Source organism: Ruminococcus flavefaciens ATCC 19208, from assembly GCF_000518765.1.
GTDB classification, from domain to species: domain Bacteria; phylum Bacillota; class Clostridia; order Oscillospirales; family Ruminococcaceae; genus Ruminococcus; species Ruminococcus flavefaciens.
Genome location: NZ_JAEF01000016.1, coordinates 151,081 through 169,958, shown reverse-complemented (window position 1 = coordinate 169,958; position 18,878 = coordinate 151,081). Strand labels below are relative to the sequence as shown.

At 46.8% G+C, this 18,878-nt stretch carries 17 protein-coding genes; 4 read left to right on the top strand and 13 right to left on the bottom strand.

The genetic code is table 11. The annotated features are described in order from the left end of the window. Window positions 1-27 precede the first annotated feature (27 nt). The 11 genes from ribF to L870_RS0105090 form a co-directional block, all read right to left on the bottom strand. Window positions 28-912 (bottom strand): riboflavin biosynthesis protein RibF, encoded by an 885-nt coding sequence (ribF, locus tag L870_RS0105140; RefSeq protein WP_028517235.1) that lies wholly within the window; start codon window positions 910-912, stop codon window positions 28-30. Between the two features lie 4 nt (window positions 913-916). Further along, window positions 917-1,810 (bottom strand): tRNA pseudouridine(55) synthase TruB, encoded by an 894-nt coding sequence (truB, locus tag L870_RS0105135; protein WP_028517234.1) that lies wholly within the window; start codon window positions 1,808-1,810, stop codon window positions 917-919. After that, window positions 1,807-2,763: a DHH family phosphoesterase gene (locus L870_RS0105130; RefSeq protein WP_028517233.1), complete on the bottom strand. Its 957-nt coding sequence runs from the start codon at window positions 2,761-2,763 to the stop codon at window positions 1,807-1,809. The genes truB and L870_RS0105130 overlap by 4 nt, the downstream gene beginning before the upstream one ends. An 11-nt stretch (window positions 2,764-2,774) precedes the next feature. After that, a complete protein-coding gene (rbfA, locus tag L870_RS0105125) occupies window positions 2,775-3,113 on the bottom strand; it encodes a 30S ribosome-binding factor RbfA (protein WP_028517232.1) in 339 nt (112 codons plus the stop codon). A gap of 17 nt (window positions 3,114-3,130) precedes the next feature. Further along, entirely contained in the window at window positions 3,131-3,682 is a 552-nt protein-coding gene (locus tag L870_RS0105120) for a hypothetical protein (RefSeq protein ID WP_028517231.1), read from the bottom strand. 41 nt (window positions 3,683-3,723) lie between these two features. After that, window positions 3,724-6,465 carry a translation initiation factor IF-2 gene (gene infB / locus L870_RS18935; protein ID WP_028517230.1) on the bottom strand — a complete coding sequence of 914 codons (2,742 nt, stop codon included), beginning with the start codon at window positions 6,463-6,465 and terminating at the stop codon, window positions 3,724-3,726. An 83-nt stretch (window positions 6,466-6,548) separates the two neighbouring features. Next, on the bottom strand, window positions 6,549-6,863 hold the full coding sequence (locus L870_RS0105110; protein WP_028517229.1) for a L7Ae/L30e/S12e/Gadd45 family ribosomal protein: 315 nt from the start codon (window positions 6,861-6,863) through the stop codon (window positions 6,549-6,551). Next, window positions 6,832-7,110 (bottom strand): RNase P modulator RnpM, encoded by a 279-nt coding sequence (gene rnpM / locus L870_RS0105105; RefSeq protein ID WP_028517228.1) that lies wholly within the window; start codon window positions 7,108-7,110, stop codon window positions 6,832-6,834. Before rnpM ends, L870_RS0105110 begins: the two co-directional genes overlap by 32 nt. Window positions 7,111-7,112: 2 nt before the next feature. After that, window positions 7,113-8,348: a transcription termination factor NusA gene (nusA, locus tag L870_RS0105100; protein WP_028517227.1), complete on the bottom strand. Its 1,236-nt coding sequence runs from the start codon at window positions 8,346-8,348 to the stop codon at window positions 7,113-7,115. 44 nt (window positions 8,349-8,392) lie between these two features. Further along, window positions 8,393-8,866, bottom strand: a complete 474-nt coding sequence (locus tag L870_RS0105095) for a ribosome maturation factor RimP (protein ID WP_028517226.1) — start codon at window positions 8,864-8,866, stop codon at window positions 8,393-8,395. Between the two features lie 323 nt (window positions 8,867-9,189). Continuing rightward, on the bottom strand, window positions 9,190-9,711 hold the full coding sequence (locus L870_RS0105090) for a hypothetical protein (protein WP_028517225.1): 522 nt from the start codon (window positions 9,709-9,711) through the stop codon (window positions 9,190-9,192). Window positions 9,712-10,210: 499 nt separating this feature from the next. Here L870_RS0105090 and L870_RS0105080 point away from each other — a divergent pair, with 499 nt between their 5' ends. The 4 genes from L870_RS0105080 to L870_RS0105065 all read left to right on the top strand — a co-directional run bounded on the left by L870_RS0105080 (window position 10,211) and on the right by L870_RS0105065 (window position 14,025). Then, complete coding sequence (locus L870_RS0105080) at window positions 10,211-12,628, top strand: glycoside hydrolase family 94 protein (protein WP_028517223.1); 2,418 nt, start codon at window positions 10,211-10,213, stop codon at window positions 12,626-12,628. A 504-nt stretch (window positions 12,629-13,132) separates the two neighbouring features. Beyond that, on the top strand, window positions 13,133-13,456 hold the full coding sequence (locus L870_RS0105075; protein WP_028517222.1) for a DUF6442 family protein: 324 nt from the start codon (window positions 13,133-13,135) through the stop codon (window positions 13,454-13,456). Window positions 13,457-13,470: 14 nt separating this feature from the next. Continuing rightward, on the top strand, window positions 13,471-13,800 hold the full coding sequence (locus tag L870_RS0105070; protein WP_028517221.1) for a DUF6442 family protein: 330 nt from the start codon (window positions 13,471-13,473) through the stop codon (window positions 13,798-13,800). Window positions 13,801-13,815: 15 nt separating this feature from the next. Beyond that, window positions 13,816-14,025 (top strand): helix-turn-helix transcriptional regulator, encoded by a 210-nt coding sequence (locus tag L870_RS0105065; RefSeq protein WP_028517220.1) that lies wholly within the window; start codon window positions 13,816-13,818, stop codon window positions 14,023-14,025. 40 nt (window positions 14,026-14,065) lie between these two features. On the opposite strand, the gene L870_RS0105060 is transcribed toward L870_RS0105065, so the two are convergent. Then, window positions 14,066-15,199 (bottom strand): hypothetical protein, encoded by a 1,134-nt coding sequence (locus L870_RS0105060; protein ID WP_028517219.1) that lies wholly within the window; start codon window positions 15,197-15,199, stop codon window positions 14,066-14,068. 213 nt (window positions 15,200-15,412) lie between these two features. Next, window positions 15,413-18,874: a transcription-repair coupling factor gene (gene mfd / locus L870_RS0105055; RefSeq protein ID WP_028517218.1), complete on the bottom strand. Its 3,462-nt coding sequence runs from the start codon at window positions 18,872-18,874 to the stop codon at window positions 15,413-15,415. Window positions 18,875-18,878: the final 4 nt, after the last annotated feature.

Genomic DNA, 18,878 nt, shown 5'->3' with positions numbered 1-18,878 from the left:
TAACAAAATGAAAGCAGTGCGAATTTTTCAAGAGATATTGACAGCTGCCTGTATATCGGCTTTTATCTGTGCTTTCAGCTCATCGAGAGAACCGAATTTCATTTCGGGACGGATAAAGCTTTTAAAGCATACATCTACGTTTTTTCCGTAAAGGTCGCCGCTGTATCCGATGATGTGAGTCTCCGCAAGAGGTCTGCGGACTCCCTCGATAGTAGGCTTTACTCCCACATTTGTCACCGACGGCAGCACCTTTCCGCCCACATTCGTAAGCGTACTGTAAACGCCGTATCTCAGCACAAGCTGTCCTTCGGCAAAGTCCTGATTTATAGTCGGGAAGTCGATAGTCCTGCCGATATGATTCCCGTCCGTTACCTCTGCGCTTATGAAATAAGCAGAGTCGAGCAGCTCGTTTGCAGAAGCAATATCGCCATTCAGCAGAAGCTCTCTTATGCGGCTTGACGAAACGATACTGCCGCCGTATTCAACTGCGCCGACCACTTCAACTTCAAAGCCGAATCGCTTCCCGAATTCCATAAGCTCCTGCGCACCCCATGCAGCATTTTTGCCGAATCTGAAATCATTTCCGCAGCACACATGAGCTGCGCCAATTTGCCTGCAAAGTATCTCCTGTGCGAATTCTTCTCCCGTAAGCCCGCAAAAGCTTTCAAATAACGGACTGACTATATCGTCCACGCCTATCTGCTCACGGAGGAGTATCTCCTTTTCGCTCTTTGTATAGATATACCCCGAAGCGCCGCCTGATTTTCTCAGGACGCAGTCGGGCTCGAAGGTAAATACCGAAGCCGAAAGTCCGTTTTTGCGCTGAGCGAGAGCCGCATTTATAACAGCTCTGTGACCAAGATGCACTCCGTCGAAAAGCCCTAAAGCAACAGCAGTTTTTTTACTTCCCATGCCGTCACCCTAAATTCTTTCCCACACGAAGGATACCGCCCTCGCGGTCAGCAAAGGCAGTACCGATAAAAGCGCCGTCAAAGCCGTATACCCCGTAGCATTCCGCATCATCGCGTATGCCGCGAAGCTTTGAAAGGTCAAGCTTAACGCCGTTTCTGTACATTCTTGTCTGAGCCTCGCCCAGCCTGAGCTTAGGCAGCTTTTCAAAGACTCTTTCGATAGGCAGGATAAGCTCTTCCAGCCTGTCCTCGTCCTTTGCATTCTGTATATCTTCCAGTGAAAAGCATTCATCAAGACTAAAGCCGCCTGAGAAAGTCCTTACCAGTGAGGTCATTATACCTCCGCAGCCCAGCCTTTCACCGATATCGCTGATTATAGTCCTTATATAAGTACCCTTGCCGCAGGCTATAGACATTACGCCCTCACGGGTACTGCTGTCGTATTCCTCCAGCACAAGCTCTGATACTTCTATTTCGCGAGCCTCGCGCTCGACTTCTATCCCCTGCCTCGCAAGGTCATAAAGGCGCTTTCCGCCCACCTGAACAGCCGAATACATAGGCGGAAGCTGCATTATCTTACCTGTAAATTCAGGTATTACAGCTTCTACAGCAGCTTTTTCCACTGCCATATCCGACTTTTCACTGACCTCGCCCCAGATATCCTGCGTATCCGACACTGCACCGAGACGGAAGCCCGCACGGTAGCTTTTGGTATTATCGGGCATGATATCGCAGGCTTTCGTGGCATTACCCACGAATACAGGCAATACTCCCGTAGCCATAGGGTCAAGAGTACCGCCGTGTCCGAGCCTTTTCATCTGAAGTATGCCGCGGAGTTTAGCGACAACATCAAATGAAGTAAAATCCTGTGGTTTGTTTACGCAGAGAATACCGTTCATTTGCTGAGAGCTCCTTCAACAGCACTGATGAGGTATTTCTTAGCCTCTTCAAGAGGACCGTCAATAGTGCAGCCTGCTGCCTTTGCGTGACCGCCGCCGCCTATCATCTGGCATATAGCCGAAACATTAACGTCATTTGCCGAACGGAACGAGCACTTGAAAACGCCGTCCTCACGCTCGCGCATAAGGATACCGACCTCTGTTTCCTCCAGCTGTATAGTCAGCGGAGCAAAGCCCTCAAGCTCCTCCATAGAGACGTTCATGGACTTCATCATGTCCTGTGTGACAGCTGCTATAGCCAGCTTTCCGCCGAGGCAGTATTCCATGAGCTCGTTTACCTTAGCTTCAAGCTTCAGTCTGCCCATAGACTTCACATCGAACATATAACGGTTTATTCTTGCGAAATTGATATCATAGCTGCGCATCATCTCTGCTGCTATCTCATGAGCACGGGGAGTAGTACAGTCGTACTTGAAGCAGCCCGAGTCTGTAGCTATGCCTGTATAAAGGCATATAGCGCAGTGCCTTGTTATCTTCACGCCCATATACTGTGCAAGATCATAGATTATCTCGCAGGCAGCAGTAGCGTCGCTGCGGAGCAGAGTTTTCTCCGCATAGTTTTTATTTGAGATGTGGTGGTCGATGCAGAGCTGCACCTTTCCGCCGTAGATATCCTTATAGTCACCCATAAGAGTCTCGTCGGCGATATCCACCGCGATGATCGTCTTAGGCTCAAACTCCTCTCCTGCGCCCTCGCTTGTAAGAAAATCATAGCGCGGCGAAGGAAAACCGTCATGGCACACGACTCTGCTGCGGATACCGAGCTGAGCAAGTATATCCTTCAATCCAAAGCCTGCACCTATACAGTCACCGTCGGGATTACGATGAGTGATAATAACTGCGTCCTCGCAGTTTCTGAGAAAGAGCTCAGCCTCACTGAAACCGATGAACATAGCGATCCTCCTTACAGCAAGTCATGGAGTTTTTTGCTTATCTCCGCGCTTCTTTCGATAGAATTATCGGCAACGAAGGTAAGGTCGGGAGCCTTCCGCATTTTGAGCCTGTGGAAAAGCTCTCTCTTGATAAATCCTGCCGCGCTTTTAAGTCCCTCAACAGACTGTTTTGCTCTTTCAATGCCTTCAAAGCTTGATACGTATATCTTACAGCTTGACATATCGCCTGAAAGATCAGCTCTTACTATGGTGAGCATCTTATCTATGCGCGGATCTTTAAGCTCTCTGAGAATTGCTGTCATTTCCCTTTTTATATCTTCAGCCATACGGCTGTTCTTGAAATTAGGCATGGTAATCCTTCCTCGTGTCACAAGCTGACGGTGAAACCGCCCTCTTTTTTCTCTTCATGCTTATCTGAGTCGGCAGCTTTTTCAGCCTTTTTCTTAGCAGGCTTTTTTGTCTGCTTTTTTGCAGGCTTTGCCTCGGCAGCCTTTTTTTCTTCATTCTTTACATTTTCGGGCTCGGGCTCATGTTCCTCAGTCTCTGCCTCAGCAGCAGCAACACCCTCAGCTGCCTGCTCAGGCTCTGAGAAAAAGCCGTCGCCGAATATATCCGCAGAAAAAGCTACATCTTCATCGCTGCGGCTGTAGTCGGGTATCTCCTCATCGCCCTCTTCGCCGTAGTATATATCGGCATAATTGCCGTACTCGGGTTCAAGCTCCACATCGCGTACAGGACGCTCGATGCCCATAAGATCATCTGTGTATGCTTCAGGTTCTTCAAATGCGCTGCACTGTCCGAGAAGGATCTTCTTTACCGACTCAAAAAAGAATATGTCGATAGGTCCGAAATCGTCCCAGGCAAGTGCCTCATTGCAGTACTGCAGCATATCTGCCGTACTCATTCTGCTGTTATCCATGAGAAATTCCCCCTTTATCATTGATGAGAATAATTTAATGTTTAATCTTCACGGTATTCCTCAACGATATAAGCCTCGAAGATATCGCCTTCCTTAACGTCGCTGAACTTCTCGAGACTGATACCGCACTCGTAGCCTTCTGCTACCTCCTTAGCGTCGTCCTTGAAACGCTTGAGTCCTGATATCTTATCATCTGCGATGATGATTCCGTCACGTACTACTCGTACCTGACTTCCTCTTGTTACCTTACCGCTGAGTACATAGCTTCCTGCTACCATACCAACGTTGGATATCTTGTATACCTGTCTTACTTCTACTCGTCCGAGCTCTACCTCACGTGTCTTAGGAGCAAGCATACCCTTCATAGCAGTTGTGATCTCCTCGATAGCATCATAGATGATACGATAGAGTCTGATATCAACACCGTCGCGGACTGCGTTCTCGGCAGCAACAGGATCCGGTCTTACATTGAAGCCGACGATAATAGCATTTGAAGCAGCTGCAAGCATAACGTCGCTTTCCTTTACAGCACCGACTGCGCCGTGGATAACTCTTACTCTTACCTCGTTGTTCGAGAGCTTTTCAAGCGACTGCTTAACAGCTTCAACAGAACCCTGAACGTCAGCCTTTACAACGATCGGGAGCTCCTTGATCTCGCCCTCAGCGATCTGGCTGAACAGGTTATCGAGAGTTACCTTGCGGTAAGCATTGAACTGCTCCTGCTTCTGCTCGTGCTTTCTCTGCTCAACGAGCTCACGTGCAAGTCTTTCGTCCTCAACAGCGTTGAAGATATCGCCTGCGCTCGGTACTTCTGCAAGACCTGTTATCTCAACAGGAACAGAAGGACCTGCTTCCTTTACGGTTCTGCCCTTGTCGTTTGTCATAACTCTTACACGACCTACAGCAGTACCTGCGATAAGAACATCGCCCTGCTTGAGAGTACCGTTCTGTACGAGAAGTGTAGCTATAGGACCTCTGCCCTTGTCAAGACGAGCCTCGATAACAGTACCCTTTGCAAGTCTGTCAGGGTTAGCCTTGAGCTCCTTGACCTCAGCAACGAGAAGAACGTTTTCGAGGAGCTCATCTATACCATCGCCTGTCTTAGCTGAAACAGGAACGCAGATAACGTCGCCGCCCCAGTCCTCGCAAACGAGGTCATACTTTGTGAGCTCTTCCTTGATACGGTCAGGGTTAGCGCCTTCCTTATCCATCTTGTTGATAGCAACGATGATGGATACGCCTGCTGCCTTAGCATGGTTGATAGACTCTATTGTCTGCGGCATGATACCGTCATCAGCAGCAACAACGAGGATAGCGATATCAGTGATATTGGCACCTCTTGCACGCATTGAAGTGAAAGCCTCATGTCCGGGAGTATCGAGGAATGTGATGTCCTGTCCGTTGATATTTACCTGATAAGCACCGATGTGCTGTGTGATACCGCCTGCTTCGCCTGCGGCAACGTGAGCATTTCTGATGCGGTCAAGGATAGAAGTCTTACCGTGGTCAACGTGACCCATAACAACTACAACAGGGCAGCGCGGCTGGAGGTTTGTATCGTCATCATCTGTATCGTCGATAAGACGCTCCTCAATAGTAACGATAACTTCCTTTTCTACCTTTGCACCCATCTCGTCTGCAACGAGAGCAGCTGTATCGAAATCTATCTCCTGATTTATAGAAGCCATAACGCCCAGCTTCATGAGCTGCTTGATAACGTCTGTAGCAGTAGCTTTAAGACGTGTAGCAAGCTCGCCGACAGTGATATTATCGGGGATAAGTACCTTGAGCTGCTGCTTTCTTGCTCTTTCAAGCTCAAGTCTCTTGAGCTTCTCAGCCTCGCTCTCCTTCTTTGAGAACTGCTGACGGTTTCTCTGAGCTGACTTCTGATTTATCTTCTGCTTCTTAGAAGAATAGTTGTCGTTCTTATGCTTGTTTGAGGTAGCCATCTGGTCGTATCTCTCGTTGTACTTATCGAGATCAACGTAGCTTCCTCTTGTATCTACAGTTCTTCTCTGTGTGGAAGTCTGTGCTGTTTCCGAACTGAATGCAGCATTGAACTTTGTTCTCTCGCCTCTGTCCTGAGCCTTAGCCTGCTCCTTCTTCTTGTCCTTTTTCTTATCATGGACTGCTGGCTTCGGAGCTTCCTGCGGCTTTTCTTCCTTCTTTGGCTCAGCAGGCTTTTCCTCGGTCTTTGCAGGCTCAGCCTTTGGCTCGGGCTTTGCTTCCTGCTTGGGTTCAGACTTTGCTTCCTGCTTTGGTTCAGGCTTTACTTCCTGTTTTGGTTCTGGCTTTACTTCCTGCTTAGGCTCTGCCTTAGGAGCTTCCTTAACAGCAGGAGCGGCCTCCTGTTTCTTCTCGGGCTCAGCCTTTTTAACGGGAGCTTCCTGTACCTTTTCTTCCTTCTTTGGCTCGGCAGACTTTTCTGCCTTCTTTACAGGAGCGGGAGCTGCTGCGGCAGCAGCCTTCTTTTCTACCTTTTTAGGCTCTTCAATGTTCTTTTTCTCAGCAGGCTTCTTAGCAGCTGTAGTCTTTTTTTCTTCTTTTGCAGCTTCTTCCTTGACAGGCTTCGGGTCGTTCTTTGAGTTGAAATAATCATTCAGTGAGCTTACAGAATAACGCTCATTTGTGTAATGCTCAAGAACCGAATTCATTTCCTCTTCTGTAAGAGAAGAACCCGTTTTCTTTTTATTGTCGCCTTTTTCAGCGAAAAAGTCGATCAATTCCTGTGCAGGAATATTTATATCCTTTGCAGCGTCGCTTAACTTTATTTTTTTTGCCATAGGCCTGATTACCTCCAATTTGTCTATGCCGTATATGTACGGCAGTGATATATATACGTATCTATATCAACGCATTACTGCGGTCAATCAGATATTATCCTCTCAAAACCGTCCGCAAAGCCCTTGTCTGTGACTGCTATAACGGCAGTTTCTTTTCCGCAAAGCTTTCCGATATCAGCCTTGCTCATTTCCGTTGCCAGAAACTTTATACCGTATTTTTCACAGTAGAACCTTACTTCCTTGACGGTCTTTTCCGAAGCGTCAGAAGCGGTAAGCAAGCAGAAAGCCGTACCGTTTTTCACAGCCTCGACTGCACTGTCGAAGCCCTTTACAGTCTTGCCCGCTCTGATACAGATACCGAGAAGATTAGCTGTCCTGCGGCTCTTCTCTGAGCTCATTCATCATCACCTCATAAACGCTTTCTTCGATCTTGCATGAGAAGGATTTTTCAAATCTTCTTGCTTTTCTTGCCTTTTCCAGACAATCCGTACTGCGGCAGATATAAGCACCTCTGCCTGCGGCTTTGCCCTTGAAGTCAAGACTTATCTCGCCTTCGGGAGACTTTACCACACGTATAAGATCTTTTTTGGGCTTCATCTCACCGCAGCCGAGACACATTCTCATAGGTGTCTTTTTCGGCTTCATAATTATTCCTCGTCAGCAGCAGGAGCTTCAGCAGTTTCATCGGCTGCTTCAGGAGTTTCCTCAACTGCTGTCTCAGCCTTTTCATCTTCAGCGGCAGGAGCAGTCTCCTCGCCCTCTGCTTCAGCAGGAGCAGCTTCAAATACAGGAGCAACAAAGTCAGGACTCATCTCAGGAGCTTCCTCGCCTGTTGCATTATCGAACTGAGGCTTGATGTCTATCTTGAAGCCTGTGAGCTTTGCAGCAAGCTTTGCGTTCTGGCCCTTGTTGCCGATAGCAAGTGAGAGCTGATTGTTGGGAACGATAACTGTGCATATCTTTTCTTCCATAGAAATGATAACTGTCTTGAGCACCTCAGCAGGAGCAAGAGCTCTTGCAATGAATTCCTCGGGCACTTCGCTCCACGGGATAATGTCGATCTTCTCGCCGCTGAGCTCGTTTACTACAGCTGTTATTCTTGAACGCTTAGGACCGATACAAGCGCCTACTGCGTCAACGTTCTCGTCCTTTGACCATACTGCGATCTTTGTTCTTGAACCTGCCTCACGGGAGATGGACTTTACTTCAACAGTACCGTCATATATCTCGGGAACCTCCTGCTCGAAGAGTCTCTTTACGAGGTCCTTGTGAGTACGTGATATCTTTACTACAGGCTTCTTGTTCTTGCCGATAATGCCTGTGATATATACCTTTACTGACTTTCCTTCCTCAAGGTTCTCGCCGGGTATCTGCTCGTTGCGGAAGAGATAGAGCTCAGTTCCGTCATAAACCACTGTAACAGTACCTCTGCCGGGCTCTACCTGAGAAACCTTTGCAGTGATACATTCGTGTTCCTTCTGCTCAAACTTGCTGAGCATCTGCTCGCGGTTGATCTCTCTGAGGTCGCCCTTGATGGACTGTTTAGCTGAAAGAGCAGCCATTCTGCCAAGCTTTGATATGTCAAGCTCTTTCATTATAGTTCCGCCCACCATAGCATTTGGATCCATAGTTCTTGCAACGTCGATATTTACTTCGTTTTCGTCGATAGGCTCATCGTCGATGATATCCTGTCTGATATACATTTCAAACTTCTTAGTTTTAGGATCAATCTCAACTGTTATCCTCTCTTCGCTGTGCGGATAAGCTCTTCTTGCTGCCTTGAGCATAGCTGACTTTACCTTTTCGATAAGCAGCTCTGTCTCCACACTGTTTTCTTCGCCAAGAGCCTCAAGTGCCTTGAAAAAGTCCTTATTCATGTTCATGTCTGTAAATTCCTCCAATATATTATATTTTGTTTTTATGTGATTCAGAAATCAAGATAAAGCTTTACGAAAGCTATATCCGCCAGAGGGAATTTCTTCTCCTCACCGCTTTCGAGAGCCACGGTAACGCCCTCTTTATCTGCGCACACAAGCTTTGCAACTATTTCCTTTTCCCCGTCAACGGCTCTTATAAAACGTATCTTAACGTCATCGCCCTGACACACCTCAAAGTGTTCCTCTTTTACAAGCTCGCGCTCAAGACCTGCCGAACCGACTTCCAGCATATAGCTCTGAGCGATGGGATCTTTCTCATCGAGGATATCACTTATAGGAGCATTTGCACGTTCACAGTCCGCAATTGTTATCCCCTCGTCCTGATCTATAAAGACTCTCAGGTACCACATCGCGCCTTCCTTTTCGTAGCAAACGTCCCAGAGGTAGTAGCCCAGCTCATCTGTGATAGGCTTGATAAGATCGTATACCTTTTGTTCCGTACCGCCGAATTTTTTGAATTTCATAGGCAGTTTTTCCCGATATATCGGTTATCTCCTTTCATAGTTTCGATATAAATACTAAAGACCGGAAGGTTTCCGGTCTTTGGGTTTACTATCATCATAAAGTATTATACCACGGTTTTTCGCAAAAATCAAGTGTTTTTCGGAATTTTTTTCAAAAAAACTTCTTATTATATAAGGGAATACGAAAAAGCTCCTCTCATAATGCCTGCGGCGGCACTGAGAGGAGCTTTCAATATATATCATTAAATCCCTTATTAATACCCTTTTTATAAATCTCTTATTAATATCATTTTTAAAACTGTTAAAAAATATCCGGAACTCTGTTACTTAATATTTAAAGCAGCTGTTCCCTTTATGGAAATCGACTCCTTGATAGATACTGCTTCCTTTACAGATGCCTGTTTAATTCCCGAAACTACAGCTGTCTTTTTTTCAGCAATATTTGCAAGCAGATAATCAGGTCTTGGCGGATCAACAGGTGTTGGCCAAACAATGATAGGTCCGATAACGATAATTATGATTATTACTCTTTTTCTTTCCTTACGGAACTTATATTTAAGTCCGTTTCCGCACCATTCTCCTTCAAGCTCAGCTACAGCATCATATGAAGTAGTCTCAAGCTTGTTTATGAATTCTTTATTGCTCTTTAAAGCTTTTATTGCGGTTGAATCCCCCTGAAACTCAATGATGTTTTTCTCGGATACTTTTCTTGTCATAAGCCGAGTTTCAACTCTTGTTGCCGAAATAGTATCTGCTGCACTTGCCGGCATTGCGCTTGCCATTGGTATTGCACACATTGCTGTTGCTAAAATTCCTGCGATCGCCTTTTTGATTGTAGCTTTCATAATATTCTCTCCTTAATAAATAAAATAAACAAAAATGTACGGGATATTTGCTGTGCTTGATATTCATTAAAGGTGTTGCGCAACCCTATGCTTTTATTATACTCATTTATCATGATTTGCAAAGGTGAAATATGTCACTTTGTGAGTGACATTTGTCACTTCCTGAATGACATATGTAACCATGAACGCACAAAGCGGTCAGACAGCCCTATTTTCAGTTCGATATCCGCTACATTCCTTGCTGTGGAACCGATAGCCTGCACAACAATCTCTGAATAAAACATAATGTATAAGTTTGACATAAAAATGATATAACATTTAGAGTAATTATAATAGAATATTACGAAATGTAGTAAAAACTTGCCGTTTTTTGCTGTTGTTAACGATTTATTCATTATTACCCCCTTGTCAAAACTCCCGTTTAATGGTATAATTAGTGTGATATTTTCTGCCTGCGGAGAGCACTGTCCAACGGCAGCTGAGAAGGAGAAATGTAATTATGCAGTATGGACATTTTGATCTTGAAAACAAAGAATATGTCATTACTAACCCCGCTACCCCCGCACCGTGGGCTAACTACCTCGGAGACCCTGAGTACGGTGCTATGATCTCAAATAACGCAGCTGGCTACAGCTTCGTTAAGTCAGGCGCTAACGGACGTCTTTCACGTTTCCGCTTCAATTCTGATATGGCTCTCCCGGGTCGTTACATTTATATAAGAGATAACGATACCGCTGATTACTGGTCAGCATCATGGCAGCCTGTAGGCAAGCCCCTTGACAAATACAAGAGCGAGTGCCGTCACGGTACTGCTTATACAGTCATTTCAGCTGAGTACGCAGAGATCAAGTCCGAAACTACATACTATGTTCCTTACGGCAAGACATACGAGGTATGGAGAGCAAAGGTAACAAACAACTCAAATAAAGAAAGAAAGCTCTCTGTATTCGGTTTTATAGAGTTCACAAACGAGCCGAACTATGAGCAGGATCAGGTAAACCTCCAGTACACACTGTTCATCACTCGTACAAGCTTTGAGGGCGGAAACCGTATCCTCCAGCACATGAACGAGAACACGGGCTTTGATGAGAACGGCTACAACGGTCAGGAGCGCTTCTTCGGCATGGTAGGTCAGCCCGTTACAGGCTGCTGCGGAAGCTTCAGCGACTTCATCGGACCTTACAGAACTTTCTCAAATCCTATCGCTGTCGAGAACGGCAAGTGCAGCGGCGTTATGAACTATAACTCCAACTCCTGCGGCGCTCTCCAGAGCGATATCACACTTGCTCCCGGCGAGACTAAGGAATTCGTTTTCGTACTTGGCGAGCGTAAGGATCCCGAGGCTGCTGCTATACTTGAAGAATACAAGGCAGCAGGCAAGGTAGACGCAGAAGTTAAACAGCTCAAGGACTACTGGCACGGTCAGCTCTCAAACTTCAAGGTAGAGACTCCTTCCGACGAGTTCAACAACATGATAAATGTATGGAACGCTTATCAGTGCTTCATCACATTCATCTGGTCAAGAGCAGCTTCATTCGTATACTGCGGTCTGAGAAACGGCTACGGCTACCGCGATACAGTTCAGGATATTCAGGGTATCATACACCTTGACCCCGAAATGGCAGCAGAGAAGATACGCTTCATGCTTTCTGCTCAGGTAAGCAACGGCGGCGGACTTCCGCTTGTTAAGTTCGACCACAACGCAGGTCATGAGACTTGTCCCGACGAGAACGACGAGCACAGCGTTTACGCTAAGGAAACAGGTCACCCCTCATACCGTGCAGACGATGCACTCTGGCTCTTCCCGACTATCGTTAAGTACCTCGGTGAAAGCGGCAACAAGGGCTTCCTCGACGAAGTCATCACCTACGCAGAAGAGGGCGGCGGAAAGGCTACAGTTTACGAGCATCTCAAGAACGCTATCCGCTTCTCTATGGAGCGTCTCGGCGATCACGATATGCCCGCAGGTCTCCACGCTGACTGGAACGACTGTCTCCGCCTCGGCGCAAAGGGCGAGTCTACATTCGTAGCATTCCAGCTCTACTACGCTATGAACGTTATGCGCGACATGGCTAAGGACAAGAACGACACAGAATATATCGCATACCTTGACGGTGCTCAGAAGAAGCTGGGAGCAGCTCTTGAAAAGTGCTGGGACGAGGACAGATTTATCCGCGGTATCCGCGACAACGGCGTTATCGTTGGTGCAAAGAAGGATCCTGAGGCTAATATGTGGCTCAATCCTCAGAGCTGGAGCGTTATTTCACGCTTTGCTTCTGACGATCAGGCTGAAAAGGCTATGAACAGCGTTCACGATATACTCAATACACCTTACGGTGCTAAGCTCCTCGAACCACCTTACAAATATCACCACTTTGAGGGTGCGCTCATGCAGGTATTCAACCTTGATACAAAGGAAAACGGCGGTATATTCTCACAGTCACAGGGCTGGCTCATACTTGCCGAGTCTCTCCTCGGTCACGGCGACCGCGCATTCGAGTATTTCCTCGAAAGCTCACCTGCTGCTATGAACGACAAGGCTGAGATACGTGTTATGGAGCCATACGTTCACGGTCAGTTCACCGAGTCAAAGGCTTCACCTTACGAGGGACGTTCACACGTTCACTGGCTCACAGGTACAGCTTCAACTGTTATGGTGGGCTGTGTTGAAGGTATCTGCGGTATGCGTCCTGACCTTAACGGACTTACTATCGCTCCGTCTATCCCTTCTAAGTGGGACGGCTTCAAGATCGAGAAGAACTTCCGCGGCAAGAAGCTCAACATCAATATCGACAACTCCGCACACGTTCAGAGCGGCGTTAAGGAGATCACTCTCAACGGCGAAAAGCTGGCTGGTAACTACGTTCCTGCCGATAAGCTTTCTGCTGTAAACGAGATAAACGTAGTACTTGGTTAAGTCAGAACTAAGAACTAAGAGCTAAGAACTTAGAATTAAGGCACTGTGATTTCCACAGTGCCTTTTTATGCGCAAATGACAATGTGTAGGGAACGCCGCCCAACAGGAGCCGCGTCCCTCTGTCAGCTCTGCTGACATCTCCCTACACTGTAGGGAGTCACCCTCGGCGTTCCGAGCAGTTAGCTTGTAGGGACGCGCATTGCGCGTCCGCATTAATACGATAATTCCCGAACGGACGACCAATGGTCGTCCCTACATATCGTCATTTGATTTTTTACGGTTATTTACGGGACGCCGTCCCCTACACTAATCACTTTCGGGCGGATACTATCCTCCCCTACTTTTATTGTGCAATCAGCAATATTCTGCTCAACTACAATTGTGCACTCACACAATCCTGACAAGTTTGCTTTGCAAAAACTTGACAAGTATACTTGGCAGTGATATAATACAATTACCAAGTAAACTTGGCAAAACGCATTACATGATATGGGAGGTACTACTATGAACAAGGAAGAAATACTCGAAAAAAGCAGACACGAAAATAAAAACCGTGATATTTCCGAAATTTCTCAGACAAAGGACGCTTCAAGATTTGCTATCATATTCAGCCTTGCCTTTTATATTATATATTCAACGCTTACTATGATAGCTCATAAGCCTTTAAACAAAGGCATTGCAGCTATGGAGACCTGCATTATGTTTGCAGTTTATCTGCACAAGTCAATAAAAACAAGAAAAAGCGAACATATATTATATGCAGTCCTTATGGGAGCAGCATTTCTTATGTTCTCATTTGTGGCAATAACGGAACTGTTTAAAAAATAAGGTGGTGTATCAATATGAATAAAGAAGAAATACTCGAAAAAAGCCGTCATGAAAACAAGAACCGCGATTACGTCGAGATAGACCGCATGAAAAAAAGCACTTTTTTCGCTCTGATGTGCAGTATAGGCTTTACCTGCCTATGGACTCTGCTTTCCATAATCGTTACATGGCGTGTGAATTTTGCTGTTATCGCAACAGAGTTCTTTATGATATTCTCAATGCACCTGTATAAAGCCATTAAAGGCAAAAAAACAGTTGATATTTTCTGTGCGGCAAGCTCAGCTTTCACATTTCTCATATTCTTTGCTATAGCCATATGTGAGCTTTTCGGCTTCAAACCATAAGGCGGTGACTCTATGATAGACGATTCACTTATACTCCGAAACAGGCTGAAAGAGATACGCAAAGAGCAGCATCTCTCACAGGACGAGCTTGCGAAAATGGTAGGTGTATCTCGTAATACCATAAGCTCCATAGAGACAGGGCAGTTCAGTCCCACGGCTAAGCTTGCATTGGTACTTTGCATTGCTCTCGATAAGAAATTCGAGGACATATTTTATTTCGACTGATACAAAAAACGCTTCCGATATGCTCGGAAGCGTTTCGCTTTTATCTGTCCTCCATTTTTCCGATTATGACTGAAGCTCCGTCAATAGCTTCCTGCACATCGGCATTTACCTTTGTCGCCTCTTCTTTAGCTTTTTCGATCTGGTCAATGATCTGCTGTTCGGCTTCGGACGTATTGCTTATTGACTCTTTAAGCTTTTCTTCAAAAGCCTTCATCTTTTCCTCGGCTTTTTCAAACTCTTCGGAATTCTTTACGTCCTCCATGAGCTTTTCATACTCAGCCTTCAGTTCTTCTCTGACCTGCGGATCAGTAACAGCTGTTTCTGCATTTTCTACAGCTTCTTCGTATTTTGACTTGAGCTCGTCCTTTTTCTTTTCAATATCAGCCTTAATATCTTCGATCGTTTCTTCCGCCTTGTTCTTGAGAGTCTCTGCATCGGAAACAGGCGATATGGGTATGGAATTGCCGTTCTCATCGTAGAAAATGATATTGTCGATATACATATCCGACTCGTTGGCTATGCCCCAGCGCATGATAAGGAAGTTTGCATCGTCCATATCCTCGCTCCAGCACTGTCCGCTGTCGGCAAGCAGGAACTTGAACTGCGCATGGACTGCGCCCGATGCTTCAAAATTATACTCGCCGCCTGAGAATTCCTGAAAATCGTACCACTTTTCCTGTGCGGTAACTGTACCGCCGCCGCCGCCGATCCAGCCAGGAGCTCTTACGCCCTCTGCATCGTCAGTCTTGAGGTGGTCTGCTGTAGCCTCGGCATACATATCAAACTCTATCCTGCGAACCCTTGCTGCTCCTTCACTGCCAAGCAGCTTAGTTACGCTTATGCCTATTTTCTGCACCTTGCCCTCAAGGGGGATAGTATTATCATCGGTGAATTTAAGCATTTTATTGCCCATGAGCTCCGCAACCGAAAGCTCACCCTTTGCGCAGTCCTTATCCTCAGTCTTTGCAAAGGCAAAATCAAATTTTCCGTCATCAAAGGTTATTGCGTTAGGGTCTGTAGCTTCTGTAGGCGTCGGAGGCACGAGCTCCTCTGTAGTTGTTTCAACAGTAACTGTATCCGAACCTGAATCGCTGCCCTTCTTATCGCTGCATCCGGCAGCACAGGCTGCAAGGGCAAAAGCCATCGCACCTGCGATAAAATTTCTGTAATTCATCTTTGCTTCTCCCTGTACAAATCTGTACGTTTTTACTTTAATACACTGTGCTCTGCATAACAGTGCTTCTCTTTATTTATATCTTCATTGTAGCATAAAAAACACAGGTTTGTAAAGTAACATATCGCCCAAATCACAGTACATTTTTTGCAACACAATATACAAAAATTGCGATAATAATGCGGTCTGACCAATTATTGCTGACGGTATTATCTATTTCTTTTCTCTGTTCTGATAAAATATTTCGACAGTTTCTCTCATCATGTCGAAGGGGCGTATTTTCGGTGATATCTTCACAGAAACATAGGATTTTCCTACGCCGTTGAAGGTTATCCTGCCCTTGTACGCCTGCTGCAATGCAGCTATCTGCTCGGGCACAAGGTATTCCGTATAGAAATACATTGCTCCGTTTTTCTGAGATATTTCTGTAATACCCAGATGCGCAGCCTTGTTTCTGAGCAGCGAGACATCAATGAGTCCCACAACCGATTTCGGCGGTTCGCCGTAACGGTCTATAAGCTCGTCGATAAGGTCGGTCTTGTCGTTATCCTCATTGACAAGCATTATCTTGCGGTACATATCTATTCGCTGATTAAGGCTTGAAATGTACTTCTCAGGTATATGCGCATCTATCTGTATATCCACAAGGCACTCAGGCACCTTTTCGGGCTGTATGCCCTTTTCCTCTGCGATAGCTTCCGAGAGCAGCTGCAAATACATATCGTATCCAACAGCTTCCATGTGTCCGTGCTGCCTGCCGCCGAGAATACTGCCTGCTCCTCTTATTTCAAGGTCACGGAGTGCTATGCGGAATCCGCTTCCGAACTGTGTGAACTCGCGCATTGCGTTAAGTCGCTTTGTAGCTATCTCAGTGAGCACCTTGTCACGCTTGTACGTAAAGTAAGCATATCCTCTGCGGTTTGAACGTCCCACACGACCGCGGAGCTGATACAGCTGTGAAAGCCCGAAGCGGTCGGAATCCTCTATAATAAGGGTATTTACGTTCGGCACATCTACGCCCGTTTCAATGATAGTAGTGCAGACAAGGATATCCACCTCATGCTCCACCAGCTGCTCCCAGATGTCGGACATTTCGTCCTCACTCATCTGACCGTGAGCAACTGCTATCCTTGCTTCGGGGAGAAACTCCTGCAAACGTGCTGCACAGGCAGTTATGGTCTCCACTCGGTTGTGGATATAGTACACCTGTCCGCCGCGGCGAAGCTCCCTGACTATCGCCTGTACCACAGTACCGATATTGTACTCGATAACATAGGTCTGCACAGGGTATCTGTCCTGCGGAGGCTCTTCAATTACGGACATATCACGTATGCCGCTCATTGCCATATTAAGTGTACGCGGGATAGGGGTAGCCGACAGCATCAGCACATCAACTCCCGTAAAGCTTTCCTTGAAGCGTTCCTTGTGAGCTACGCCGAAACGCTGTTCCTCGTCGATTATGGCAAGTCCCAAGTCCTTGAACACTACGGACTTCTGGATTATCTTGTGTGTACCTATTATAATATCTATTCTTCCCTGTTTCAGCTTCTTGATTATCTCCTCCTGCTGCTTGGGGGAACGGTAACGGCTGAGGAGCTCTATCTGCACAGGGAAGTGCTCAAAACGGCGGAGTGCTGTCTGATAATGCTGATATGCAAGAACTGTTGTTGGTGCAAGTATAGCGCACTGCTTGCCCGAAAGCACACATTTCATGGCAGCTCTCAGAGCTACCTCTGTCTTGCCGAAGCCAACGTCTCCGCAGAGCAGTCGCTCCATAGGACGGGGACGCTCCATATCTGCCTTTATCTCGGCAATGGACTGTAACTGGTCGTCAGTCTCCACGTAAGGGAAACGCTCCTCGAAGTCGTGCTGTATCTCGTCATCGGGATAGAATGCGAAGCCCACGCTTTTTTCGCGCTTTGCATAGAGCGCGATAAGCTCCTGTGCCATATCCTTTACGGCACGTTTTACATTGCTTCTTGTTTTCTGCCATTCCCCCGAGCTGAGCTTGTTCAGCTTCACGCCGCTGTCATCTCTCGGACCTATGTATTTAGACACCATATCCAGCTGAGTTACTGGGATATAGAGCTTATCCGTACCTGCGTACTGTATGGTGATATAATCCTTTGTAACGCCGTCCATCTCAAGCTTTCGGATACCGATGAAGCGACCGATACCGTGTCCCGAATGTACAACAAGGTCGCCCTCGGTAATATCCGCCAGTGAGCGTATCTCCTCCGCCTTGTTCTTCTTTTTGCGGCGTTTTTTCCGAACGGAGTCCATTGAACGCCCCTGTGTTATGAGCACAGTCTTGTTCTCGGGATACTCAAAGCCGCCGCCGAAGCTTCCCGACATGAGAAGTACCCTTCCCACCTTCGGCTCTATCTCGTCAGATGCGATATCACAAGGTATGCCGTTATCATTGAGGTCCTGCTGTATTATAGGCAGAGTCTTTTCACTTCCTGCCGCAAGCACCATTCTGTAGCCGCGGTGCTTGTAGTCCTCCAAGTCCTCCACAAGCTGCTTCATCTCGCCGCTCCACGGTGCAGTCTGCATAGCCTCAAAGCTTACAAGTCTGCGAAAATCTATCCTCTCGCCGCCCTGCATGAAGCTGCTCATATAGAGACATACGCGCTTTTCGGCGATATGCTGTACTTCTGCAAGCTCCAGAACATAGCCGTCAAGTCCCTTGCAGAGCTGTCCGTCCTCAATAAGTATCTTTATATCCTCATTATGGCGTGTGAGGACTCCTGCGGCGTTGTCCATAACATCGGAATAATCGCTGAATATTACAGAGCCGCCTATGTAATCAAATACCGTTGAGGGCTCACCGTAGACAAGAGGATAATACTTAACGCCGTGAGCAAGTATCTCCCCTGCCCTGAGTCTGTGTACGTCCGCACCCAGATGCTCGCGGACTGCGTCCATATGCTTGCCGCGTACTTTCTTGCACAGTTCCTCTATTTTGTCGGCAAGCTCTTCATTATTATAAAGGACTTCGCCTGACGGGTATATCTCAACACTTTCAAGTGCATCGGTACGGCGCTGTGAGTCTGTCTCGAACTCAGATATCGTGTCTATCTCATCGCCCCACAGCTCTATACGCACAGGCTTATCCGACTGTACAGGGAATATATCCACTATAGAGCCTCTTATTGAGAACTGCGATGCCCCCTCTACCTTTTCGCAGCGCTGATATCCGCACTTTGCCAGAGTCAGCGCAAGCTCCGAAAGGTTCACTTCTATACCCTGTTTAAGCTCCATACCTGCTGCAATAAGGACTCCCTCAGGTATAACAGGCTGCATTACAGCCTCGATACTTGCGCAGATTACGCTGCAACGACCTTTAGCCGCCTTTATAAGGGCGGCTATACGCATATGCTCGTATTCGTGGTTGGTACTGTCAACAGGAGTGAATACAAGCTCCTTTGACGGGAACAGCACAGCCTCTTCGCTGCCTGCCATCATGTTTATATCGTCGCAGAGCTTCTTTGCCTCTGCCTCCGAGCCCGTTATTACAAGGTCTATCTTTTCACCGCACAGGGAGTAGATAAGCTGCGCCCTGTGTATATGGGAAAGACCTGTCACAGAGACAGGTGATATCTTCTTGTCAATGGCTTCACGCAGGCTCTTATAGCCTGCAAGCTCGGTAAATAGATCTTTAAACAGTTTCATCGCA